The sequence below is a fragment of the Kitasatospora sp. NPDC004745 genome, assembly GCF_042873275.1.
Lineage (GTDB): Bacteria > Actinomycetota > Actinomycetes > Streptomycetales > Streptomycetaceae > Kitasatospora.
The window spans coordinates 34,291-57,909 of the sequence record NZ_JBIALK010000006.1 but is presented as its reverse complement, the minus strand read 5'-3'; the positions used below and the strand labels follow the sequence as shown (position 1 = coordinate 57,909).

The window sequence follows — 23,619 nt, the reverse complement described above, 5'->3', positions numbered from 1 at the left end:
CCTCTCCGCCACCACCGTCCCCGGGGGACCTCTTGTCCGTTCCGCCGCCCCAGATGCCGTACGGCGCGCAGCCGCCCAACGACGGCAACCCGTACGCCACCGGTAACCCGTACGGCCAGCCGACTCCGCCGCCCCCGCCGTCGGGCCCGCCCGGCTACGGCTACCCGGCCGCCCCGCCGCCGCCCGACCAGGCGTACGGCTACCCCCAGCAGTCCGCGCCCGGCTACGGCTACGGGTACCCGCAGCCCGGGCCGCAGGACGGGCCCACCTGCCGCTTCTGCGGCGGATTCCCGGCCGTGGACACCACCGTCCGCGGCCACCAGGGCCTGGTCCTGGCCTACCGGATGCTGCGGATGTCCGGCCCGTTCTGCCGCACCTGCGGGACGGCGACGGTGCGCGACATGTCCGCCCGCACCCTGGTCCAGGGCTGGTGGAGCCCGGTCTCGGTGCTGCTGGCCCCGATCACCCTGCTGCTGAACCTGATCCCCAACGGCCGGGTGAAGCAGCTGCCGTACCCCGTCCCGGGCAGCCACGGACCGCAGCTCGACCCCGGCGTCCCGCTGACCCGGCGGCCGCACATGCTGGCGCTGCTGCTGCCGCTGTCGCTGGTCCTGACGATCGTGCTGGCCGCCACCGGGGTGCTCGGCCCCAAGAAGGACGACCCGGTCACGCCGGTCTCGGTGCCCACGGTGACGGTGCCCCCGGTGACCACCTTCTCGCCGCCGCCGCTGCCGACGTACACCCCGCGGCCGGTGCCCACGCCGACGTTCACGCTCCCGCCGGTGGCCACCCCCAGCGCCACTCCGGACGGCATCGACGACGCCAAGATCGGCGACTGCCTGCGCAACGAGAACGGCACCGGCGCCACCCACGACGCCAGCCCGAAGATCACCATGCTGCCCTGCAGCGACTCCCGCGCCCAGTACAAGGTGGTCTGGAAGTACTTCGCCACCTCCGACGACAAGGTCTGCGAGAAGCAGCCGAAGTCGGACAGCACCTACACCCGCACCTACTCCAACCTGACGGCGCTGAGCTACGTGCTCTGCCTGCAGAGCGTCAACGGCTGACGGGCACCCGCCCGGAGGGGGCGGCTCCGGCCGAGGCCGGGGCCGCCCCCTCCGGCGTGCTCAGCCCTGCTGCGCCGCCCACCAGGCGCGCAGCGCGGCGACCGCCTCGTCGTGCTCCATCGGGCCGTGCTCCAGCCGGAGCTCGAGCATGTGCTTGTAGGCCCTGCCGACCTGCGGCCCGGGCTTGAGGTCGAGCAGCTCCATGATCTGGTTGCCGTCCAGCGCCGGGCGGACGGCGTCCAGCTCCTCCCGCGCCTTGAGCTCGGTGATCCGCTCCTCCAGGCCGTCGTAGGTGCGCGACAGCGCCGCGGCCTTCTTGCGGTTGCGGGTGGTGCAGTCGGAGCGGGTGAGCTTGTGCAGGCGCTCCAGGAGCGGGCCGGCGTCGGTGACGTAGCGGCGCACCGCGGAGTCCGTCCACTCGCCGCCGCCGTAGCCGTGGAAGCGCAGGTGCAGCTCGACCAGGCGCGAGACGTCCTCGGTGAGCTCCTTGGAGTACTTGAGCTCGCGCATCCGCTTGCGGGTCATCTTCGCGCCGACCACCTCGTGGTGGTGGAAGGAGACCCGGCCGTCCGACTCGAACCGGCGGGTGCGCGGCTTGCCGATGTCGTGCAGCAGCGCGGCCAGCCGCAGGGTGAGGTCCGGGCCCTCCTGCTCCAGGTCGACGGCCTGCTCCAGGACGGTCAGCGAGTGCTCGTAGACGTCCTTGTGCCGGTGGTGCTCGTCGCGCTCCAGCCGCAGCGCGGGCAGCTCGGGCAGCACGTGGTCGGCCAGGCCGGTGTCGACCAGCAGCCGCAGGCCCTTGACCGGGTGCTTGGCGAGCAGCAGCTTGTTCAGCTCGGCCTGGACCCGCTCGGCGGAGACGATGGCGATCCGCTCGGCCATCGCGGTCATCGCCGCGACGACCTCGGGGGCCGGGTCGAAGTCGAGCTGGGCGGCGAACCGGGCCGCGCGCATCATCCGCAGCGGGTCGTCGGAGAAGGACTCCTCGGGGGTGGCGGGGGTGCGCAGCACCCGGGCCTCCAGGTCCTCCAGGCCGTGGTGCGGGTCCACGAAGCCGCGGCCGGGCAGGTCGACCGCCATCGCGTTGACCGTGAAGTCCCGGCGGACCAGGTCCTCCTCGATGGTGTCGCCGTAGGTGACCTCGGGCTTGCGGGACGTCCGGTCGTACGCCTCGCAGCGGTAGGTGGTGATCTCGATCAGGAAGGAGCCCTGGGGGGTGTCCTTGCGGGCGCCCACGGTGCCGAAGGCGATGCCGACGTCCCAGACCGCGTCCGCCCAGCCCCTGACCAGCTTCAGCACCTGCTCCGGGCGGGCGTCCGTGGTGAAGTCCAGGTCGTTGCCGAGCCGGCCGAGCAGGGCGTCCCGCACCGAGCCGCCGACCAGGGCCAGCCGGTGACCGGCCGCCTGGAACCGGCGGGCGATCTCGTCGGCGACCGGCGACACCCGCAGCAGCTCTTGCAGCCCCATCGTCTGGGCCTCGCTCAGGCCTGGGACGGCCTGCACGGCGGTGCTGGAACGGTCGGTGCGCGGGGTGGACTCATTGGCAGTGGACACGGCTCACAAGGGTACGTGCCCCGGAAGGTCAACCGCCCGCGCGTTTTGGGCGTCTCACCCCAAGGCCCGCAACACTGCATCCCGGGCTGCATCGTTACCATGCCGGTGGACGGGTTCGGGCACCGGACTGGGGATGCGGTGTCGCGTGCCACCGCGACCGGCGGAGCAGAGCGCCGGACCGGTCGGGCATCCGCGGCACCAACGCGGCGAAGAGCGTCAGGCGAAGAGCGTCATGCGAACAGCATCAGCAGCGAGCGATCGAGAACGGCGAGGGCGGAACGAGTGAGTGAGCCGGCACGGCACTCGGGCCTGGGGGCGCACCGACAGTCTGGACGGGCCGACGACCCCGCCGGGGGGCGCGGGCCCGGGACGCGCGCGCGCCGCGCGGCCCGTCGGCTCGCCGCCGCCTGCGGGGCCGCCCTGACCCTGTTCGCGGCGGCCGCCCCGGCCACCGCGCTGCCCGCGGGCGGCAACGTCCGGCCGGCCGCGGACAGCGGCGTCTCGGCCGAGTCCCCGGTGGTGATGACCATCGAGTCGATGACGCCGCAGGTGGCCGCCCCGAACGGCGTGGTCACCATCACCGGGCACGTCACCAACGCCGGCAAGGCGGCGCTCAAGGACGCCCACGCGGCCGTCCGCAAACCCAACTCGGGCAAGCCGCTGCAGCGGCGCAACGACCTGTCCCTGGTGGCCGGCCGGACCGTCCCGACCGGTCAGGACGGCGTGGAGCTGGACAGCCCGCAGTTCGCCCTGCCCCCGCTCGGCCCCGGTCAGAGCCAGCCGTACACCCTGGGCGTCGCGGTGAACGAGCTCGGGATGTCCGAGAGCGGCGTCTACGAGCTCGCGGTGGACGCCTGGGGCGCCACCGCGGACAACCCGCGCGAGCGCGCCCTGGGCATCGCCCGGACCTTCCTGCCGTACAACCCGGGCGGCGCCGCCGAGGCCCAGCCGACCAGGGTCACCACGCTCTGGCCGCTGGTGCACGCGCCCGTCCTGGCCGCGCAGACCTACGCCGAGAACGACCAGACCGTCCCGGTGCTGCGGGACGACAGCCTGGCCGCCGAGTTCGCCCCGGGCGGCCGGCTATACGAGCTGGTGGACACCGGCGCCAAGCTGAACGGGCTGACCTGGGTGGTCGACCCGGACCTGCTGGACACCGCCTTCGCGATGACCAAGCCGTACCGGGTGCAGAAGCCGGGCGCCGACGGCAAGCCCGCCAAGGAGGACAACACCTTCCTCGGCACCGGCTCCGCGGCCGCCACGGCCTGGCTGGACAAGCTGCGGGCGGCCGTCGCCAAGCAGGGCTCCCAGGTGGTGTCACTGCCGTACGCCGACCCGGACCTCGCCTCGATCGCGCACAACGGCGCGGACCTGGCCGGCATGGGCACCGCCCTGGGCAAGGCGGCGACCGCCGGCCGGCTGACCGTCGAGGGCCGGCTGTCCGTGGACACCCGCTCGGACGTGGCCTGGCCGTACCAGGGCTACCTGGACCAGCAGATCGCCGGCGTCGCCCAGCAGTCCGGCAGCGGCCTGGTCCTGGTCAACGGCGCGAGCATGCCGGAGCCGGACTCGATGACCTACACGCCGTCCGCGGTGCGGCCGATCGGCAACGGGCAGAACGCGGTGGTCGCCGACGAGACGGTCTCCGGGCTGTTCCAGGGCGACCTCGGCACCCCGCAGGCGCAGACCCTGGCCGTCCAGCGCTTCCTCGCCGAGACCTACACGATCACCCACGAGCAGCCGCAGAACCAGCGCGGACTGCTGGTGATGCCGCCGCGCGACCTGACCGTGAACACCGCCAAGGCGCTGGCGAGCGCCCTGTCCGCGGCGTCCGACAAGTGGCTGGCGCCGGTCAAGCTGGACACCCTGGCCCAGGGCCCGGCGGACCAGAAGGCCACCACGGCCGTGCCCCCCGCCACCGACTACCCGACCCGGGCCCGTGCCTCGGAACTCCCCGCCGCAGCCCTGACCAGCACCGACGGGATCCAGCACAACCTGGACATGCTGATGCGGGTGCTCACCCTGCCGCAGCGGGTGCGCGGCCCCTTCAGCGCCGCGATGGTCCGCTCGCTGTCCACCGAGTGGCGCGCCGAGGCACCGTCCGGGGCGGCCTACCGCGCCGGCGTCGCCGTGTACCTGAACGAACTGATCGAGGCCGTCCGGGTGCCGCAGAAGAGCGCGGTCACCCTCTCCGGCGACACCGGCCTGCTGCAGGTCAGCGTCCGCAACGACCTCACCCAGCCGGTCACCAACCTCAAGCTGGTGCTCACCTCCACCCAGCCGAACCGGCTGAAGGTGAAGACCGAGGAGCAGCTGGTCATCCCCGCCTCGGCCAGCATCACCCTCCGCTTCCAGGCCGAGGCCCACAACAACGGGCCGGTCACCATGACCGCCCAGCTGTGGACCACCGGCCCCAACGCGGAGAAGTACGGCGACGAGCAGAACTTCCGGGTCGAGGTCACCTCGGTGACCAACGGGGTGCTCTACGTCTTCGCGGGCGCCGCCGTCCTGCTGCTGCTGGCCGCGCTGCGCTTCGTCCGCCAGCGCAAGCGGCGCGCCGGGCAGCCGCACGCCGACGGCGACCAGCCGGTGGAGGGCCCGGCGGCCGGCGCCGCCCGGGAGCCGGCCGGGGACGGGACCGCGGACGACGCCGCGGACGGTACCGGCGCCGGATCCGGAGCCGGGGGCCGCCCGGAGGACGCCGCCGACCAGGACACCACCGGTGACGGGCCGGCGCGGACACCGCGCGGCAGCAGCGCGGATGGCCGGGATCGGGCCGCCAGTGATGAGAAGGTTGGTCCTTGATACCGCCGACCCCCCGCAACGCCGGGCCGGCCTCCCCCACGACAGCGAAGAGGTGACATGACCGGGCGCAGCGAGGAGCGGCCCCCGGGCCGCGGTGAGAGCCGGCCGGGTGCCGAGTCGCCGTCCGGCGACTGGTACGTGGCCGACACCTACGCCCAGGACCCGTACGCGGCCGACGCGTACGGCAACCCGCAGGACGGTCCTGACCCGTACGGCCTGCGGGCCGACCGGCCCGCCGCACCGCAGCCGCAGGCCACCGCGTACGACGTTCCGCCGCAGCTGCCGCCGCAGGGCGGCGGCTACCCGACGCCGGTGGCGCCGGCGCCGTTCACGGCCCCCGTGCCGCCCGTGCAGCCCGGCTGGGACACCCCTGCGCAGCCCGCCTGGCAGGAGCCGCACGCCCCGGCCGGCGGCGACCGCTGGGGTGCCGCCGAGCAGCCCCGGCCGCAGTGGGAGCCCGGCCCCGCGCACTCGGCCTGGGACAGCGAGACCACCGAGTACGTCGGCGTGGACGCGCTGTTCGGCGCGCCCCAGGCGCCGGCGGCCGCCCAGCCGCCGGCGCCCCAGCCCGCCCCGGCCCCGTCGGCGGCCCCGTCGGCCGGCCACGTGCCGCCCTTCGGCACGCCGCCGACCGCCCCCGCGCCGTACCCGCCGGCGGGCGGCTACCCGGGGCAGCAGCCGCCGCACGGCGGACCGGACGGTCACCGCCCCTTCGTGCCCCCGATCGAGTTCGACCCGCCGCTCTCCGAGGAGGAGGCCACCATGCAGGTGGCCGCCGTCGCGGTGCCGCCGGCGGTGGAGCCGCTGGCGGACATCGTCGCCGAGGAGCACGCCGCGCAGCAGGCGCAGACGACCGCTCCCGCCCCGGCGGCCGGCGGCGGCAAGGTCGCCAACCTGCTCAACTCCAGCGCGATCATGGCGGCGGGCACGCTGGTCTCCCGCGGCACCGGCTTCGTCCGCACCATGGTGATCACCGCGGCCATCGGCGTCGTCACGATGGGTGACTCGTACAACGCCGCGAACACCCTGCCGACCCTGCTGTACATCCTGATCGGCGGCGGCGCGCTGAACGCGGTGTTCGTGCCGCAGCTGGTGCGCAGCATGAAGAACGACGAGGACGGCGGCACCGCCTACGCCAACCGGCTGCTCACCCTGGTGATGGTCGGACTCGGCGGCGTGGCCTTCCTGGCCGTGCTCGGGGCGCCCCTCCTGGTGCAGCTGATCGCGCACCCGATGATGGAGAACGCGGCCCGCGCCGACACCACGGTGGCGCTGGCCCGGTACTGCCTGCCCACGATCTTCTTCATGGGCGTCCACGTCGTGATGGGCCAGATCCTGAACGCCCGCGGCCGGTTCGGCGCGATGATGTGGACCCCGGTCCTCAACAACGTCGTGGTGATCTTCACCTTCGGCGCCTACATCTGGGTGTACGGCGGCTTCGGCGGCACCCAGGTGACCCCCGAGACGATCTCCCCCGAGGGCGTCCGGCTGCTCGGCCTCGGCACCCTGCTCGGCCTCGTCGTCCAGTCCCTGGCGATGATCCCGTACCTGCGGGCCGCCGAGTTCCGCTTCCGGCCCCGCTTCGACTGGCGCGGCCACGGCCTGGGCAAGGCCGCCCGGCTGGCCAAGTGGACCTTCTTCTTCGTGCTCGCCAACCAGGCCGGCTACCTGGTGATCACCCAGCTGGCCACCGCCGCCGGAAGCGCCGCGGAGAAGAGCGGCCACGGCGGTGTCGGCCTCTCGGCCTTCTCCAACGCCCTGCTGATCTGGCAGCTCCCGCAGGCCGTCATCACCGTCTCGATCATGAGCGCGGTGCTCCCGCGGCTCTCCCGGGCGGCGGCCGACGAGGACGCCGGCGCCGTCCGCGACGACCTGTCGTACGGGCTGCGCACCACCGCGGTGGCGGTCGTCCCGGGCGCCTTCCTGTTCCTGTCGCTCGGCCCGGCGATCGGCCGCACGATCTACGCGGTCGGCGGCAGCACGACGGCCCTGGACGACGCGACCAACGTCGGCCTGATGCTCTCGGCCTTCGCGCTCGGGCTGATCCCGTACTCGGCCCAGTACGTGATGCTGCGCGGCTTCTACGCCTACGAGGACACCCGCACGCCGTTCTCCAACACCGTCTGGGTGGCGGTCTGCCAGGCCGGCTTCTCGCTCGTCTGCTGGTTCGCCCTGCCCGCCCAGTGGACCGTGATCGGCATGGCCTTCGGCTACGGCCTGGCCTACGCGGTCGGCGTCACGGTCGCGCTGCCGAAGCTGAAGAAGAAGATCGGCGGCCTGGACACCAAGCGGATCGGCAAGACCTACAGCCGGCTGGCCGCCGCCTGCGTGCCGGCCGCGGTGATCGGCCTCGGCGTCAGCCTGGCGGTGCAGCGGGTGCTCGGCGGCTGGTCGGGCAGCGTGCTCTCGGTGCTGCTGGCCGGCGGTCTCCAGATGGTGGTTTTTGTGTTCATCGCGAAACGCCTGCGGATCGAGGAACTCAACGCCATGCTCGGCATGGTCCGCGGCCGACTGGGCCGCTGACCGTCGCACCAACCGGCCGGACGAGCGGGCGCCCTGACCGGGCGTCAACCGGGGGCACCGCCCCCGCCGCCCGTCCGGCCGCCGTCGGTCCGCCCTCCGCACCCCGCCCCACCGGGCCCGCGAGATGGCGGCCCGGTGTCGGATCTGCACCACATCTCTCCACCATCGTGCAACCGAGCGGACCCCTCAGAGGTCGTACTCGGTGGAGAAGAGTGGGCACAATTGTCCTGGAGCACGGGGCCCCCAACCCGCGGGCTCCAGCGACTCTCTCAGGCCGGGGCGACACAAGGGGAGGCAGGACCACGGTGGCTGATGGCACCAAGGCGGTCGTCGACACGTCAGCAGCTGACGCGGCGGCGGACGAGGCCGCACTGGCCGCGGCGATCGACCGGCTCGCGGGCGGGAAGACCGCCCCGGCGGGCGCCGCCGACGCCCCCTCCCCGGACTCCCCCGCGGGCACCGACCGGGAGGCCGGCGACACGGCCTCGGACGACGCCCCGGACGACTCGGACGACGGGCCGGACAGCCCGGCCGCCCCCGCCGGGGAGGAGACCTCGGAGATCACCGCTCCGCTCTCCGTCCGGGAGATCGCCGCCGAACTGGCCGCCGGCACCCCCCGGAGCAAGCCCGCCCCCGCCGAACCGGCCGCCGCCCGGCGCCGCCCCACCGACCCGCAGCCCACCGTCGACCCGCGCGACACCGCCACCCTCCCCCGCACCCTCCCCGCGCCGCTGCGGCACAGCGGCGACATGATCGGCCACCGGTACCGGCTGGAGGAGTGCATCTCCCAGACCGAGACCTTCAGCAGCTGGCGCGCCGTCGACGAGAAGCTGCGCCGCGCCGTCGGCGTCCACCTGATGGCCTCCGGGCACCAGCGGGCGCGCAAGGTGCTGGCCGCCGCCAAGTCCGCGGCCCTGCTGGGCGACCCGCGCTTCGTGCAGGTCCTGGACGCCGTCCAGGAGGGCGAGCTGGTCTACGTCGTGCGGGAGTGGCTGCCGCACGCCTCCGACCTGGCCAAGCTGCTCGCCGACGGCCCGATGGAGCCGCACGAGGCGTACCAGATGGTCCGCCAGGTCACCGACGCCGTCGCGGCCGCCCACCGGCGCGGCCAGGCCCACCTGCGGCTCACCCCGCGCTGCGTGCTGCGCACCGACAGCGGCCAGTACCGGATCAACGGCATCGCCGTGGACGCCGCGCTGCGCGGGCTCCCCGCCGACGACGACACCGACGACGCCCAGCGCGCCGACACCCGTGCGATCGGCGCGCTGCTGTTCGCCGCGCTCACCCACCGCTGGCCCTACCCCGAGGACCGCTACGACCTCCAGGGGCTCCCCAAGGGCCTCCAGAACGTCGCGCCGGACCAGGTCCGGGCCGGCGTCCACAAGGGCCTGTCCGAGCTCGCCGCCAGGGCCCTGTTCGACCACCCGCCGCACCACGCCGCGCCGATCACCACCCCGGAGGAGCTGGCCCGGGCGATCTCGCTGATGCCCCGGATCCGTCAGCCCGAGCCGGAGCTGCCCGCCTACCCGGCCCCGCCCCGGCACAACACCCACTCCCTGCCCACCGCGCCCAACCCCTCCCGGGTCGCCGACCCGGCGGTCGCCCCGCTGCCGCCCTCCTCCCGGCCGACCGCCGCCCGCCGCACCCGGCGGCGGCTGCGCCGGGTGGTCAAGGCCACCGCCTGGACGGTCGCGCTGGGCGCCATCGGCCTCGCCTCGTGGCAGTTCGTCGACGCCATGCGCAACAACAACGGCGCCGTGGCCTCCCCGCTGCCCACCGCCAGCAGCGCCGCGCCGACGGCCCAGAAGGCGACGCACGCACCGACGCCGATCCCCGTCAAGGAAGCGATCTCCTACAACCCCCGGGGCGACTCCCCGGAGTCGACCTACCTGCTGCCGAAGGCCTTCGACGGCGACCCGACCACGGCCTGGTCGACCAAGCAGTACTTCGACCCCTTCGGTCCCAAGCCCCCGCTCAAGGACGGCACCGGCCTGCTCATCGACCTGGGCTCGCAGCAGTCGGTCAGCTCGGTGAGCGTCCAGTTCGTCGGCACCACCACGGCCGAGCTCCGGATCCCCGGTGCCCAGGCCGCCGCCAACCCGACCGGGGCCCAGCCCGAGGCCTTCACGGTGCTCGACAAGCAGTCCGGCACCACGGCCGACTTCACCCTGGGCAACCCGGCGAACACGCGTTATCTCTTGATCTGGCTGACCAGTCTGCCGAAGGATACGGAAGGCAAGTGGCGCGGGCAGATCGCCGAGGTCAAGGTCTTCGGCTGACCGCACGCCCGCGCAGCGCGACTACGGCAGGGGGCAAGGGGTGACAGTGGCGGACGACGACGCGGCGCTGCTCGCCCGGCACGTCGCCGGGGACCGGGAGGCCTTCGGCCTCCTGGTGAACCGCCACCGGGACCGCCTCTGGGCGGTCGCACTGCGCACCCTCGGCGACCGCGAGGAGGCCGCCGACGCCCTCCAGGACGCCCTGGTCTCCGCCTTCCGCGCCGCCCCCGGCTTCCAGGGGCGCTCGGCCGTCACCACCTGGCTGCACCGGATCGTGGTCAACGCCTGCCTGGACCGGGCCCGGCGCAGCGCCACCCGGCGCACCACCCCGCTCGACGAGGACCCGCAGCGCCTGGACACCCTGGTCGGCGCCTCGGAGCCGGCCGACTCGCCGGTGGTCCGGGCCGAGGTGCACCGCGAGGTGACCGCGGCGCTCGCCGAACTGCCCGCCGAGCAGCGGGCCGCGCTGGTCCTGGTCGACATGCAGGGCTACCCGGTGGCCGAGGCCGCCGAGCTGCTGGGCGTCCCGGTGGGCACCGTGAAGAGCCGCTGCGCGCGCGGCCGGGCCCGGCTGCTCCCGCTCGTCCGCCACCTGCGGGAGAACGCGGGCGGGCCGGACGTTTCACGTGAAACACCGGACGGTCCGAGCTCGGCCCCGCCACCCCGGCGCGGCGCCCCGGGGAACCCGACGGGCCCCCGCACCGTCACAGGGACAGGCCCCGGCACCGGCCGGACGATTCTGGAAGGGGACGCGAGCACGCGATGACGGCCCACCTCTCCTCCTCCGGGCCCGCCGGAGCCCACCCCGAGATCGACGAGCTCGCCGACCTCGCGGAAGGACTGGTCGAGTCCGCCGACGTCGCCGAGGCCCTGCAGCGGCACCTGGACGGCTGCGCCGAGTGCCGCGGGACGGTCGAGGCGCTGGGCGAGGTCCAGGCGCTGCTGGGTGCCGTCGAGGCCCCGCCGATGCCCGCCGACGTCGCCGCCCGGCTGGACGCCGCGCTGGCCGTGGCCGCCGCCGACCCGGCACGGACAGCCCGGCCGGACGCCCACCGCGCCACCCCGGCGGCCCCTTCCACGACGCCCCCCGCGGCACCGTCCGCCACGCCGTCCGCCGCGGCCCGGCCGGCGCCGCCCGCCCGGTCCGCCGCGCCCACCGGCCCGGGCCGGCCCCGGACCCGGCGCCGGCGGCGGGCCCGCCTGCTGCTCGGCGCGGCCGCCGCACTGGCCGCGATCGGCCTGGGCGCAGCCCTGTTGCTGCCCTCCGACCGGGCCGACCGGGGCCCGAGCGTCACCGCCGCGGGCCCCGCGACGACCGCCGCCCCGCAGAGCCCCCGCAGCGGCCACGCCGCGAGCGCCGGGCCGGTCTACCGGGAGGACCAGCTCGCCGCACAGGTCCAGCAGCTGCTGGCCGGCTCCGGCAGCGCCCCCGGCCTGCTCCCGAGCGGGCCGGGCAAGCCCTCCGCCGAGCTGCCCGCCGAGGGGCAGCAGGAGCTCCCCGCCCAGGGCTCCGGCTCCGCCTCCCCGTCCGGCTGCCCGGCCCCCGCGGCGGGCACCCCGCTGGCCACCGACCACGGCAGCTACGCGGGCGCCCCGGTGGACCTCCTGGTCTACCCGTCACCCGGTCGGCCCGGCTTCGCCGACGTCTACCTGCGCTCCCCCGACTGCGGCCCGGTCGTCCTGCAGCGCACCGTCCCGATCCGCTGACCCCGCTCCGCCCCGCTGCCACCGCGCCCGGTCACGGCCCCGGTCACGGCGCCTGCCCGCCCCGGCCCGGCAGCTGCCCGGCGGTTCCCATGCGATCGACGACCGGGGCGGCACGCCGCTCCCACAGTGCGGGCACCTGGTACTGATCCGCCTGGGAATGCGAGACACTGGTCAGTCGTTGTCCCGGGCGGCGGAGCAGGACCGCCCTCCCCGCACCTAGCGCGGGTCGCGATGCGAACCAGGAGATGCAGTGAGCGACGTCCGTAACGTGATCATCATCGGTTCCGGCCCGGCCGGCTACACGGCCGCGCTCTACACGGCCCGGGCCTCCCTCAAGCCGCTGGTCTTCGAGGGCGCCGTCACCGCCGGCGGCGCGCTGATGAACACCACCGAAGTCGAGAACTTCCCGGGCTTCCGGGACGGCATCATGGGCCCCGAGCTGATGGACAACATGCGGGCGCAGGCCGAGCGCTTCGGCGCCGAGCTGATCCCGGACGACATCGTCGCCGTCGACCTCACCGGTGACGTCAAGACCGTCACCGACTCCGAGGGCAACGTCCACAAGGCGCGCGCCGTGATCGTCACCACCGGCTCCCAGCACCGCAAGCTGGACCTGCCGAACGAGGACCGGCTCTCCGGGCGCGGCGTCTCCTGGTGCGCCACCTGCGACGGCTTCTTCTTCCGCGACCAGGACATCGCGGTGGTCGGCGGCGGCGACACCGCCCTGGAGGAGGCGACCTTCCTCTCCCGCTTCGCCAAGAGCGTCACGATCATCCACCGCCGGGACACCCTGCGCGCCTCCAAGGCGATGCAGGAGCGCGCCTTCGCCGACGAGAAGATCCGCTTCGAGTGGGACAGCGCGGTCGAGGCCATCCACGGCGACCCGAAGCTGACCGGCGTCACCCTGCGCGACACCACCACGGGCGAGACCCGCGAGCTGCCCGTCACCGGCCTGTTCATCGCGATCGGCCACGACCCGCGCACCGAGCTCTTCAAGGGCCAGCTGGACCTCGACGCCGAGGGCTACCTCAAGGTCGAGGCCCCCTCCACCCGGACCAACGTCCCGGGCGTCTTCGGCGCCGGCGACGTCGTGGACCACACCTACCGCCAGGCCATCACGGCCTCCGGCACCGGATGCTCCGCCGCCCTGGACGCCGAGCGCTACCTCGCCGCGCTGGACGACCTGGAGGCCAAGGCCGCCGCCGTCGCGGTCTGACCCCCTCGCCACCGACCGATCCCCCCGCGGGGGTGTTCCACGTGGAACACCCCCGCCCCGCCGGGCGGAAACAGAACGGGCCCACCCGTTGTTGACCCGGCAGCAGCCCCCCTCCGTCCGAACCCGAGGAGTTCCCGTGGCCGGCGCCACCACCACCGTCACCGACGCGACGTTCAAGGCCGACGTCCTGGACAGCGACAAGCCCGTCCTGGTCGACTTCTGGGCCACCTGGTGCGGCCCGTGCCGCCAGGTCGCCCCGATCCTCGACGAGATCGCGGCCGAGCACGGCGACAAGCTGACCATCGCCAAGCTGGACGTGGACGCCAACCAGGCGACCGCCGCCCAGTACGGCGTGATCTCAATCCCGACCCTGATCCTCTACAAGGGCGGCGAGCCGGTGAAGTCCATCACCGGTGCCCGTCCGAAGGCCGCGCTGCTGCGCGAGCTGGACGGCCTCATCTAGGTCCACCGGTCGACGACCGCACGACGGCGGGGCTCCCCACCCGGGGAGCCCCGCCGTCGTCGTTCCGGCCCCGCCGCTGTCGTACCGGCCCTTCCCGGCTCCGCCCCCGGGCCCGGTGAGGGCCCCGGGCGGCGTCAGAACGGTCGCAGTGCCGGCTCCTTGCGCGCTCCCCCGAGCAGGCGCTCCAGCGCCCCCTCCACGTCGCCCCTCCAGGAGACCGTGGAGCGCGCCTCCAGCCGCAGCCGCGGGTAGCGGTGGTGCGGCCGGACGGTCTTGAAGCCGACCGCGAGCAGGTGGTCGGCCGGCAACACGCAGCTGACCGGATCGGGCCCGGCCGAGCCGAAGGCCTCGATCGCCCGCACCCCGCGGCCCAGCAGGTCCTTGGCCACCGTCTGCACCAGCACCCGGCCGAGCCCCTGCCGCTGGTACCCCGGCAGCACCCGGCTGACCATCAGCTGAACGGCGTCCGGTGACACCGGACTGGTCGGGAAGGACTGCGACCGCGGGACGTAGGCGGGCGGCGCGTAGAGCACGAAGCCGGCCGGCTGGTCGTCCACGTAGACGATCCGGCCGCAGGACCCCCACTCCAGCAGGACCGCGGAGATCCAGCCCTCCTTCTCCGGCTCCGGCTTTCCGGACTCCACCGCCGCCCGCCCGCTGACCGGGTCCAGCTCCCAGAACACGCAGGAGCGGCAGGTGGTCGGCAGGTCGGCGAGGTTGTCCAGCGTCAGCGGAGCGATCCGGCGTCCCATGCCCCGCACCTCCTCCTCCACGTCACGGGTCGAGCATGCCTCCGGAAACGCCGACGGGTGCGTGTTTCACGTGAAACGGCGCTCACGTGGGACACGCACCCATCGGGTTTCCGTCCTCGGCCCGGCTCAGCCCTGCGACAGCCGCAGACCGTCCTCGCCCGGGGCCAGGCTGTCCAGGATCCGGTTGAGGTCGTCCACCGAACCGAACTCCAGCACCACCTTGCCCTTGCCCAGCTTCCCGCCGCGCTGCGACACCTCGACCTTCACCCGGGTCTCGAAGCGGTCCGAGAGCCGGCTCGCGAGGTCGTTGAAGGCCGGCGAGAGGATCCTGCCCGCCTTCGGCGCCTGGCGCTTCGGCTTCTCCTCCTGGGCCATCATCCGGACGATCTCCTCGGTGGTCCGCACCGAGAGTCCCTCCGCGTTGATCCGCTTGGCCAGCTCCTCCTGCCGCTCGCGGTCCGGCACGCCGAGCAGCGCCCGGGCGTGCCCGGCCGTCAGCACCCCGGCGGCGACCCGGCTCTGCACGGCCGGCGGGAGCTTCAGCAGCCGCAGCGTGTTGGAGACGTGGACGCGCGAGCGGCCGATCCGGTCGGCCAGCTCGTCGTGGGTGCAGGAGAAGTCCCGCAGCAGCTGGTCGTAGGCCGCGGCCTCCTCCAGCGGGTTCAGCTCGGCCCGGTGCAGGTTCTCCAGCAGGGCGTCCAGCAGCAGCTTGTCGTCCTCGGTGGCCCGGACGATCGCCGGGATCCGCTCCAGGCCCGCCTCCCGGGAGGCCCGCCAGCGGCGCTCGCCCATGATGAGCTCGAAGCGCTCGGCACCGACCTGGCGCACCACGACCGGCTGCAGCAGGCCGACCTCCCTGATGGAGGCGACCAGCTCGGCGAGCTTGTCCTCGTCGAAGACCTCACGCGGCTGGCGCGGGTTGGGACGGATCGCGTCCAGCGGCAGCTCGGCGAAGCGCGCCCCGGCGACCTCGGCCAGCTCGGCCTCACGGTCGGCCTGCTCCCGCAGGCTCTCCGCGGCGGCCTTGGCCGCCACCGTGCCCCGACCGGTCGGCAGCACCGGCACCGCGACCGGCGACACCGTGCCGGTGGCCGCCACCGGGGCCGGTACGGGCGCGGCCTCCACGGGCTGTGCCGTCCCGTTCGCCGCCGGCGTGACGGCCGGGATCAGCGCCCCGAGCCCCCGTCCCAGACCCCTGCGCGCACTCACCGATGACCCTCCGTCGTACCGTGCTGTGCCACCGGGGCTCCGTGCCCCGGCTGGCCGTCCCGCTGCTGGCCCACCAGTGTGCCGCCTCCGGCGCCCACCGCGCGCAGCGCGAGTTCGCGCGCCGCCTCCAGGTAGGAGAGCGCCCCGGTCGAGCCCGGGTCGTAGGTGAGCACGGTCTGACCGTAGCTGGGCGCCTCGGAGATGCGCACCGAGCGCGGGATCGCCGTGCTCAGCACCTCCTGCTGGAAGTGGGTCCGGACCTCCTCGGCGACCTGGGCGGCCAGCCTCGTCCGGGCGTCGTACATGGTGAGCAGGATGGTCGAGACGTGCAGCGCCGGGTTGAGGTGGGCGCGCACCAGCTCGACGTTGCGCAGCAGCTGCCCCAGGCCCTCCAGCGCGTAGTACTCGCACTGGATCGGGATCAGCACCTCCTGGCCGGCCACCAGGGCGTTCACGGTCAGCAGGCCCAGCGAAGGCGGGCAGTCGATCAGGATGTAGTCGAGCGGCTGCTCGTAGGCGGCGATGGCGCGCTGCAGCCTGCTCTCCCGGGCCACCAGGGAGACCAGCTCGATCTCGGCGCCGGCCAGGTCGATGGTCGCGGGGACGCAGAACAGTCCCTCCACGTCCACCACCGGCTGGACCACGTCGGCCAGCGGCTTGCCCTCGACCAGGACGTCGTAGATGGACGGCACCTCGGCGTGGTGGTCGATGCCGAGGGCGGTGGAGGCGTTGCCCTGCGGGTCGAGGTCGACGACCAGGACGCGCAGTCCGTGCATGGCGAGCGAGGCGGCCATGTTGACGGTGGTGGTGGTCTTGCCCACCCCGCCCTTCTGGTTCGCGACCACGATCACCCGGGTGGCGGCGGGGCGGGGCAGGCCCTCACCCGCTCGGCCGATCGCCTGGACCGCAGCCTGGGCAGCCCGCGCGATGGGCGTGTCGTCGATCTGGTCGACGGTCTCCGAGTCCTGCATGGGGGTCAGTGTTTCACGTGAAACCGGAGCGGCAACAGTCGCCGCCCGGAAGAGGCCGAGGCCGCGGCGAAGCCGCAGATCGAGACTGTCGGATAGCAAGGATCGACGTTTCACGTGAAACACCATGCCCGCTATGTCGGAAATCTGACGTTGCGACACTCCGATGTCCTGCCGTCGACCCGCCGTCCCCCGCACGGTCACCGGAACGCCGACGGGCGGGCGCTCCCCCCCTCCGGGGAAGTGCCCGCCCGTCGGCGGAGGTGTCGGGGCCCGGCCGGCTCAGCGGCCGCGGCGCCGCCCGCTCCGGCCGCGCTCGCCCGTCCGGGCCGCGCCCGCGGTCCGCCCGGCCCGGGCCGCCTTGGCCCGCCGGGTGGCGGCCTTCACCCCGCCGGGGCTCTCCCCCGCCTTGACCTGGACCACCCGGGTGGAGGTCTCCAGGGTGCCCTCGCCGACGGCGATGACGCTCCACTCGACCGCGCCCAGCTTGGTCAGCCCGGCCCGCGAGTCGGCCAGCTCCTGCTCCGCGCTGTCGCCCTTGAGCGCCAGCATCTGCCCGTGCGGACGCAGCAGCGGCAGCCCCCAGCCGGCCAGCCGGTCCAGCGGCGCCACGGCCCGGGCGGTCACCACGTCCACCGCGAGCTTGCCGACCATCTCCTCGGCGCGGCCGCGCAGCACGGTGACGTTCTCCAGGCCCAGCTCCCGGACGACCTCCTCCAGGAAGGTGGTCCGGCGCAGCAGCGGCTCCAGCAGCGTGACCGAGACGTCCGGCCGGGCCAGTGCCACCGGGATGCCCGGCAGGCCGGCGCCGGAGCCGACGTCGCAGAGGGTGGAGCCGGGCGGCAGCAGCTCGGCGAGCACCGCGCAGTTCAGGACGTGCCGGTCCCAGAGCCGGGGCACCTCGCGCGGCCCGATCAGCCCGCGGCGCACGCCCGCGGTCGCCAGCAGCTCCGTGTAGCGGACCGCGGCGTCGTAGCGGTCGCCGAAGACCTCCCGCGCGACGGCGGGCGCCTCGGCCAGCTCGGGCACGTCCGCCGCCCCGGCGTCCGGGCCCGTGGCGGCCGGATCCACGTCAGCCGCCCCCGGCCGGCCGTCGGCCGCGTTCTCCGTGTCCATCTCGACCTCTCCGATCCCCGGATCCACCGACCCGCTCTCCACACCGTTTCACGTGAAACATCTCGCGCCGGGCCCGGGCCCCGCGAAGGGACGACGACCCCGCCCGCACGAGGCGGACGGGGTCGCGTCCGGTGAACCCACCGTCCGCCTCGGCGGCCGGTCGTCGTGCCGCCGGCTCAGGCCGGGAGCACGACCACGCACCGCTGGGGCTCCTCGCCCTCGGACTCGCTACGCAGACCCGCCGCCGCGACCGCGTCGTGGACGACCTTGCGCTCGAACGGCGTCATCGGCCGCAGCTTGACCTGCTCGCCCGTGCTCTTCGCCTGCTCGGCGGCCTGAGCGCCGATCGTGGCCAGCTCGGACCGCTTGCGGGCCCGGAAGCCGGCAATGTCCAGCATGAGGCGGCTGCGCTCGCCGGTCTCCCGGTGGACAGCCAACCGGGTCAGCTCCTGCAGCGCCTCCAGCACCTCGCCGTCCTGGCCGACCAGGCGCTGCAGCGCGCGGTCGTTGCCGTCACCGACGATGGAGACCAGGGCGCGGTCGCCCTCGACGTCCATGTCGATGTCACCGTCGAGGTCGGCGATGTCGAGCAGACCCTCCAGGTAGTCCGCCGCGATGTCGCCCTCCTGCTCCAGTCGGGCGATGAGGTTCTCGTCGGCGCTGGCGGCGGCCTCGGCCTCGACGGCGGAGGTGGTGCCTTCCGTCACTGATGGACTCCTTCGGAGATGGGCCCGGGTAGGTGGGCCGGGGACGAAGCTCTGCGTGCGGTCCGGGTCAGGACTTCTTCTTCGGCCGCTGGCCGCCACCGCGCTTCGGCTGCTGCCGGGCGCCCTGCTGGCGGCCGGCTGCCGGCTTGGCACCGCCGGACTTGGCCGTGCCCTGCTGGGCGGGCGCCGGCTCGGCGGCCGCGTCGGCCGGAACGGCGTCCGCGGGCTCCTCGGCCGGGGTGTCCTTGGTCAGGTCGGCGGCCGGCTGGTGGCCGCCCTGCTGGCGCTGCGCCTTGGTCTGCTTGCGGGGCTGCTGGCGGCGGGCCTGGGCGGACTCCTCCACCACCGCGGCCGCGGCCGAGGCGGCGCTGACGGCGGCCTTCGACGGGGGCAGCATGCCCCAGAGCGCGCCCTTGATCTCCGTGCCGTCCGGGTTGAGCCGGCCGGCCTTCTTCAGCCGCTCCTGGCGCTCGGCCCACGCCTTGCTGCCCGGGGTCGGGTTGTTGTGGATGACGATCAGCTGCTGGCCCATGGACCAGACGTTGGTGGTCAGCCAGTAGACCAGGACACCGACGGGGAAGTTGATGCCCATCACGGCGAACATGATCGGGAAGACGTACATCAGCATCTTCTGCTGCTGCATGAACGGCGTCTTCACCGTGAGGTCGACGTTCTTGGTCATCAGCTGGCGCTGGGTGATGAACTGCGACAGCGACATCAGGATGATCATCACCGCGGTGACGATCTTGACGCTGGTCTCCGTGCTGCCCAGGAAGGTCGCGGACAGCGGGGCGCCGAAGATGTGCGCCTTGCCGGCGCTCACCAGCAGGTCGCCGTGGATGACGCCGATCGGCTCGTTCTTCGCGACCTTGGCGAGCACACCGTAGAGGGCGGTGAAGAACGGCGCCTGGACGATGATGGGAAGGCAGCTGGAGAACGGGTTGGTACCCGCCTCCTTGTACAGCTTCATCATCTCTTCGGACTGGCGCTGCCGGTCGTTCTTGTAGCGCTCCTGGATGGCCTTCATCTTCGGCTGGATCGCCTGCATGGCCCGGGTCGCCTTGATCTGCTTCACGAAGAGCGGGATCAGGCAGATCCGGATGACGACCACCATCGAGGCGATGGCCAGACCCCAGGCCCAGCCACCGTCCGGGTCGAAGATGTGGCTGTACAGCGAGTGGAACTGGACGATGATCCAGGACACCGCTGTGTACAGGGGATTCAGGAAGGAGAAGGTCACCGGTCAGGCTCCTTGGACATGTGGATTGGCCCCTCGGGGCCAATGGTCGCCGGGCCCTCGGGGTCCGGACCGGCGGGGGTGGTGGTCACCGGCTGTCCGGTGGCGGACCGGCTGTTCAGCCAGTCTCGCAGCCGCCGGTGCCACACCGGATGCCTGCGCGGCGGGACGTGATCGACCCCACCGGGCGTCCACGGATTGCAACGCAGGATGCGCCAGGCGGTCAGACCGCCGCCCTTGACCGCCCCGTGCACCTTCACGGCCTCGTAGCCGTAGTGCGAGCAGGAGGGGTAGTAACGGCAGACCGGACCGAGCAGTGGGCTGATGGTCCACTGGTAGACCCTGATCAGACCCATCAGCAGGTACTTCATCGCCCTGCTCCCGTCGGCGCCGTCATGGCGGGCTCCGCCTTCAGCAACCGCTTCAGCGCCGCGTCCAGGTCACGTTCGAGGTCCTGGTACGAGGCGGTCGCGGCCTGGGGCAGCGCACGCACCACTATCAGGCTACCGGCGGGCAGCCTGATGAGACGATCACGAACGAGGTGCCGCAGCCGGCGCTTGACCAGGTTGCGGACGACCGCCGGGCCGACGGCCTTGCTCACGACGAAACCCGCACGCGCCGAAGGAGTCCCCTCGGCGACGTGCGGGCGGGAGTCGCTGGTCCGGTCGACCTGCCCCTTGGGGTCACCGTCTCTGCTGAGATGGACGACCAGAAGGGGCCGGCCGGCCCGGCGACCGCGTTTCACTGCGGTCGCGAAGTCCTGGCGCCGCCGCAGCCGATTCTCGGAGGGCAGCACAACAGACTCTGGTGCGGATCAGGCGGACAGGCTGGCGCGGCCCTTGCCACGGCGGGCGGCCAGGATGGCGCGGCCGGCGCGGGTACGCATACGCAGCCGGAAGCCGTGGGTCTTCGCGCGACGACGGTTGTTCGGCTGGAAGGTGCGCTTGCTCACTCGGGGGCTCCTGAGGTGAATCGTAGGATGACGGGGAATCGCTTGGCCGTCACCGTGCGTCCGCGTGATCTCCCCTGATTCGGAAATCCGGCCCCATCACCCCAGTTCGGCTGGGGTTCGGGGCAATCCACGGCGCCCGTGCTGCGCGCCTTATGGAGCGGGTGGACCCGCGGACATGCGGCAGCGGCCATCGACAACTCGACCTGGTTACGGTACGCGGGACGGGGCACGGGGGTCAAACCGGCCCCCGGGGCGCGGCCCGCTCCGACGCACCCCCGCCCCCCTTTGCCCACAGCCTGTGGACAACGACTTGATCCGGCTCTGTTCGCTGACTACCGTTGCAGGACTTGTCTGGTTTGTTCTTCCTGGGGTCGGTCCGCCGGAGACGGGCCCGCCGATCCACTGTCTCCTGATCCACCACCCCCCTGCTGGAGCCGCGGGGAACCGAGAAAGCGTGCACCAGTGGCTGATGTCAACAGCGACCTCGTCCCGGTCTGGGCGAGGGTCGTCGAGCGGCTGGTCAGCGACCCTGACGTCGGGGAGATGGACAAGCAGTGGGTGCAGCGCACCCAGCCGATGTGGATGATGCACGACACCGCCCTGCTGGCGACCCCGAACGAGCGGGCCAAGCAGGTGCTGGAGGGCCGGCTGCTGCCGCAGCTCACCGAGGCCCTCAGCCGCGAGCTCAGCCGTCCGGTCCGGATCGCCGTGATGGTCGACGCCAACGCCGTGCCGACCACCCCCGCGCCGCCCGCCCAGGCCCCGGCCGAGCCGTACCCCGGCCCGTCCGCGGAGGACGAGGACGACGGCGGCTACGACGGCCAGGGCTACCAGCAGCCCTACGAGCAGGACTACGAGCGGCCCCGCTACGACACCGGCGGCTACGAGCAGCGCCCCGCGCCCTACGGCGGCCCGGGCCCCGGCCCGGCCTGGTCCGGCTACCCCGAGCAGGGCGGCTACCAGGACCAGAACGGCTACCAGGAGCAGGGCGGCGGCTACCCCGAGCACGGGTACCAGGAGCAGCCGCCCGGTTACCGCCAGCCCGAGGAGCCGGCGGGCCGGCCCGCACCCCGCCCGCTGCCCGGCCCGCCCGCGACCACCCAGGGCGACCTGTTCGGCGGCGCCTACGGCCCCGGCCCGAACGAGCAGCCCCGGGCCGGCGCCGGCCGCCGGGGCCCGGGGGCCCGCCCGGCCGGCGGCCGCCCCGCGGAGAAGTCCGCGCCGGAGCGCGCCACCGAGCGCCCCGCCGTCCCCGGCGTGCCCGCCCCGCCCGGCGCTCCCCCGGCCGGCGGCTCGCGCAAGGACGAGCCGGCCGCCCGGCTGAACCCCAAGTACCTCTTCGACACCTTCGTGATCGGCGCGAGCAACCGCTTCGCGCACGCCGCGGCGGTGGCCGTCGCCGAGGCCCCGGCCAAGGCGTACAACCCGCTCTTCATCTACGGCGAGTCCGGGCTGGGCAAGACCCACCTGCTGCACGCCATCGGGCACTACTCGCGCAGCCTCTTCCCGGGGACCCGGGTGCGCTACGTGTCCTCGGAGGAGTTCACCAACGAGTTCATCAACTCGATCCGGGACGGCAAGGCGGACACCTTCCGCCGCCGCTACCGGGACATGGACATCCTGCTGGTGGACGACGTCCAGTTCCTGGCGAGCAAGGAGTCCACGCAGGAGGAGTTCTTCCACACCTTCAACACCCTGCACAACGCGAACAAGCAGATCGTCCTCTCCTCGGACCGGCCGCCCAAGCTGCTGACCACGCTGGAGGACCGGCTGCGCAACCGCTTCGAGTGGGGTCTGATCACCGACGTCACCCCGCCGGAGCTGGAGACCCGGATCGCGATCCTGCGCAAGAAGGCGATCCAGGAGCAACTCAACGCGCCGGCCGACGTGTTGGAGTTCATCGCGTCCCGGATCACCCGCAACATCCGGGAGTTGGAGGGCGCCCTGATCCGGGTCACCGCCTTCGCCAACCTCAACCGGGCGCCGGTGGACCTGGAGTTGGCCGGGATCGTCCTCAAGGACCTGATCCCGGGCGGGGACGAGGACGCCGGGCCGGAGATCACCGCGCAGGTCATCATGCAGCAGACCGCCGCGTACTTCGGACTCGGCGTGGACGACCTCTGCGGTTCCTCGCGCAGCCGGGTGCTGGTGACCGCGCGGCAGATCGCGATGTACCTGTGCCGGGAGCTGACCGACCTCTCGCTGCCGAAGATCGGTGCCCAGTTCGGCGGGCGCGACCACACCACGGTGATGCACGCCGACCGCAAGATCCGCTCGCTGATGGCCGAGCGCCGGTCGATCTACAACCAGGTCACCGAGCTGACCAACCGCATCAAGAGCTAGCCGGGGCCGGCCGCCCGGCCACCCCCGGGAAAGGGCGTCAGGAGCGATCCTGACGCCCTTTCCGCATATCCACAGGTGTGCGCCGGGCACCGGCTGGGCAGGGTTGTCCACGACGGACGCTCCACCAGTCCACAGCCAGCGCCGAACATCTGACCGGTGATTCGAAAACCGGGGCCGCGCAGGGCAGTTGTCCACAGGGTGGGAGCCGTCCCCGTGGTCCACAGGCCGGGGAGTCCGGAGTTATCCAGAATTCGTCCACAGCTCCGTCACCGCTACGCTCTTCCGCGCAGGTCAGGTGCCTGTGGACTTGTGCACAACGGTTATCCACAGGGTGTGGACAATTGACGGGCCGCCAGTGGGCCGTTCGGGTTATCCACCGGTTGTCCCCAGGGGCACCCCGGTTATCCCCAGGTTGTCCACAGCGCGGTCCACAGTTCGACAACCGTGGGGCTCCGTTCATACCCTGGTGTGAAAGGCGTCACGTGAAGTTGACCGAGGCCCGTGGATAACCGGGCCCGGATCTGGGGAAAGCCCTGGGGATAACCTGTGGATACCCAACGTGCCCTGTGGGTAACGCTCCGCTGTCCACAGCGGGCCCTGTCCGTCCACAGCCGCCGTCCACACGCACTGTGGACAAAAAACGGGCCTTGACCTGCGGAAACGGGGTTATCCACGGTTTCCACAGGCCCTACTACTACCACTACACATTTAGACCCATCGA

At 73.3% G+C, this 23,619-nt stretch carries 19 protein-coding genes; 9 read left to right on the top strand and 10 right to left on the bottom strand.

The features are described from left to right. Positions 1-32 precede the first annotated feature (32 nt). Positions 33-1,067 (top strand): hypothetical protein, encoded by a 1,035-nt coding sequence (locus ACFYUY_RS13330; protein ID WP_387900523.1) that lies wholly within the window; start codon positions 33-35, stop codon positions 1,065-1,067. A gap of 60 nt (positions 1,068-1,127) precedes the next feature. On the opposite strand, the gene ACFYUY_RS13325 is transcribed toward ACFYUY_RS13330, so the two are convergent. Then, complete coding sequence (locus tag ACFYUY_RS13325; RefSeq protein WP_387900762.1) at positions 1,128-2,534, bottom strand: CCA tRNA nucleotidyltransferase; 1,407 nt, start codon at positions 2,532-2,534, stop codon at positions 1,128-1,130. Between the two features lie 369 nt (positions 2,535-2,903). On the opposite strand from ACFYUY_RS13325, the gene ACFYUY_RS13320 reads away from it, so the two are divergent. The 7 genes from ACFYUY_RS13320 to trxA all read left to right on the top strand — a co-directional run bounded on the left by ACFYUY_RS13320 (position 2,904) and on the right by trxA (position 13,614). Beyond that, positions 2,904-5,426: a DUF6049 family protein gene (locus tag ACFYUY_RS13320; protein WP_387900521.1), complete on the top strand. Its 2,523-nt coding sequence runs from the start codon at positions 2,904-2,906 to the stop codon at positions 5,424-5,426. Between the two features lie 57 nt (positions 5,427-5,483). Beyond that, positions 5,484-7,949 carry a murein biosynthesis integral membrane protein MurJ gene (gene murJ, locus ACFYUY_RS13315; RefSeq protein WP_387900519.1) on the top strand — a complete coding sequence of 822 codons (2,466 nt, stop codon included), beginning with the start codon at positions 5,484-5,486 and terminating at the stop codon, positions 7,947-7,949. 305 nt (positions 7,950-8,254) lie between these two features. Then, positions 8,255-10,228, top strand: a complete 1,974-nt coding sequence (locus ACFYUY_RS13310; RefSeq protein WP_387900517.1) for a serine/threonine protein kinase — start codon at positions 8,255-8,257, stop codon at positions 10,226-10,228. Positions 10,229-10,274: 46 nt separating this feature from the next. After that, the gene (gene sigM / locus ACFYUY_RS13305) at positions 10,275-10,994 is read left to right on the top strand and encodes an RNA polymerase sigma factor SigM (RefSeq protein WP_360212848.1); all 720 of its coding nucleotides are present in this window, start codon (positions 10,275-10,277) and stop codon (positions 10,992-10,994) included. Next, positions 10,991-11,935 carry a hypothetical protein gene (locus ACFYUY_RS13300; protein WP_387900515.1) on the top strand — a complete coding sequence of 315 codons (945 nt, stop codon included), beginning with the start codon at positions 10,991-10,993 and terminating at the stop codon, positions 11,933-11,935. Before sigM ends, ACFYUY_RS13300 begins: the two co-directional genes overlap by 4 nt. 250 nt (positions 11,936-12,185) lie before the next feature. Beyond that, on the top strand, positions 12,186-13,151 hold the full coding sequence (gene trxB / locus ACFYUY_RS13295) for a thioredoxin-disulfide reductase (protein WP_360212852.1): 966 nt from the start codon (positions 12,186-12,188) through the stop codon (positions 13,149-13,151). Positions 13,152-13,287: 136 nt separating this feature from the next. Continuing rightward, positions 13,288-13,614, top strand: coding sequence for a thioredoxin (gene trxA / locus ACFYUY_RS13290; RefSeq protein WP_360212854.1), 327 nt, complete (start codon positions 13,288-13,290; stop codon positions 13,612-13,614). Between the two features lie 134 nt (positions 13,615-13,748). On the opposite strand, the gene ACFYUY_RS13285 is transcribed toward trxA, so the two are convergent. The 9 genes from ACFYUY_RS13285 to rpmH all read right to left on the bottom strand — a co-directional run bounded on the left by ACFYUY_RS13285 (position 13,749) and on the right by rpmH (position 20,555). Further along, a complete protein-coding gene (locus ACFYUY_RS13285; RefSeq protein WP_360212856.1) occupies positions 13,749-14,366 on the bottom strand; it encodes a GNAT family N-acetyltransferase in 618 nt (205 codons plus the stop codon). A 126-nt stretch (positions 14,367-14,492) separates the two neighbouring features. After that, positions 14,493-15,575 carry a ParB/RepB/Spo0J family partition protein gene (locus ACFYUY_RS13280; RefSeq protein ID WP_360212858.1) on the bottom strand — a complete coding sequence of 361 codons (1,083 nt, stop codon included), beginning with the start codon at positions 15,573-15,575 and terminating at the stop codon, positions 14,493-14,495. Next, a complete protein-coding gene (locus ACFYUY_RS13275) occupies positions 15,572-16,519 on the bottom strand; it encodes a ParA family protein (RefSeq protein WP_387900760.1) in 948 nt (315 codons plus the stop codon). Before ACFYUY_RS13275 ends, ACFYUY_RS13280 begins: the two co-directional genes overlap by 4 nt. A gap of 306 nt (positions 16,520-16,825) precedes the next feature. Next, positions 16,826-17,659: a 16S rRNA (guanine(527)-N(7))-methyltransferase RsmG gene (rsmG, locus tag ACFYUY_RS13270; protein WP_360212862.1), complete on the bottom strand. Its 834-nt coding sequence runs from the start codon at positions 17,657-17,659 to the stop codon at positions 16,826-16,828. Between the two features lie 176 nt (positions 17,660-17,835). Continuing rightward, positions 17,836-18,366 (bottom strand): R3H domain-containing nucleic acid-binding protein, encoded by a 531-nt coding sequence (locus ACFYUY_RS13265; protein WP_360212864.1) that lies wholly within the window; start codon positions 18,364-18,366, stop codon positions 17,836-17,838. A 67-nt stretch (positions 18,367-18,433) separates the two neighbouring features. Beyond that, positions 18,434-19,606, bottom strand: coding sequence for a membrane protein insertase YidC (gene yidC / locus ACFYUY_RS13260; protein WP_360212866.1), 1,173 nt, complete (start codon positions 19,604-19,606; stop codon positions 18,434-18,436). Continuing rightward, the gene (gene yidD / locus ACFYUY_RS13255; protein WP_360212868.1) at positions 19,603-19,974 is read right to left on the bottom strand and encodes a membrane protein insertion efficiency factor YidD; all 372 of its coding nucleotides are present in this window, start codon (positions 19,972-19,974) and stop codon (positions 19,603-19,605) included. The genes yidC and yidD overlap by 4 nt, the downstream gene beginning before the upstream one ends. After that, positions 19,971-20,399, bottom strand: coding sequence for a ribonuclease P protein component (gene rnpA, locus ACFYUY_RS13250; RefSeq protein WP_360212870.1), 429 nt, complete (start codon positions 20,397-20,399; stop codon positions 19,971-19,973). Before rnpA ends, yidD begins: the two co-directional genes overlap by 4 nt. A gap of 18 nt (positions 20,400-20,417) precedes the next feature. Next, positions 20,418-20,555, bottom strand: a complete 138-nt coding sequence (gene rpmH / locus ACFYUY_RS13245; RefSeq protein ID WP_030059672.1) for a 50S ribosomal protein L34 — start codon at positions 20,553-20,555, stop codon at positions 20,418-20,420. A gap of 462 nt (positions 20,556-21,017) precedes the next feature. Here rpmH and dnaA point away from each other — a divergent pair, with 462 nt between their 5' ends. Continuing rightward, complete coding sequence (gene dnaA, locus ACFYUY_RS13240; RefSeq protein WP_387900510.1) at positions 21,018-22,898, top strand: chromosomal replication initiator protein DnaA; 1,881 nt, start codon at positions 21,018-21,020, stop codon at positions 22,896-22,898. The last annotated feature ends 721 nt before the right edge of the window (positions 22,899-23,619 follow it).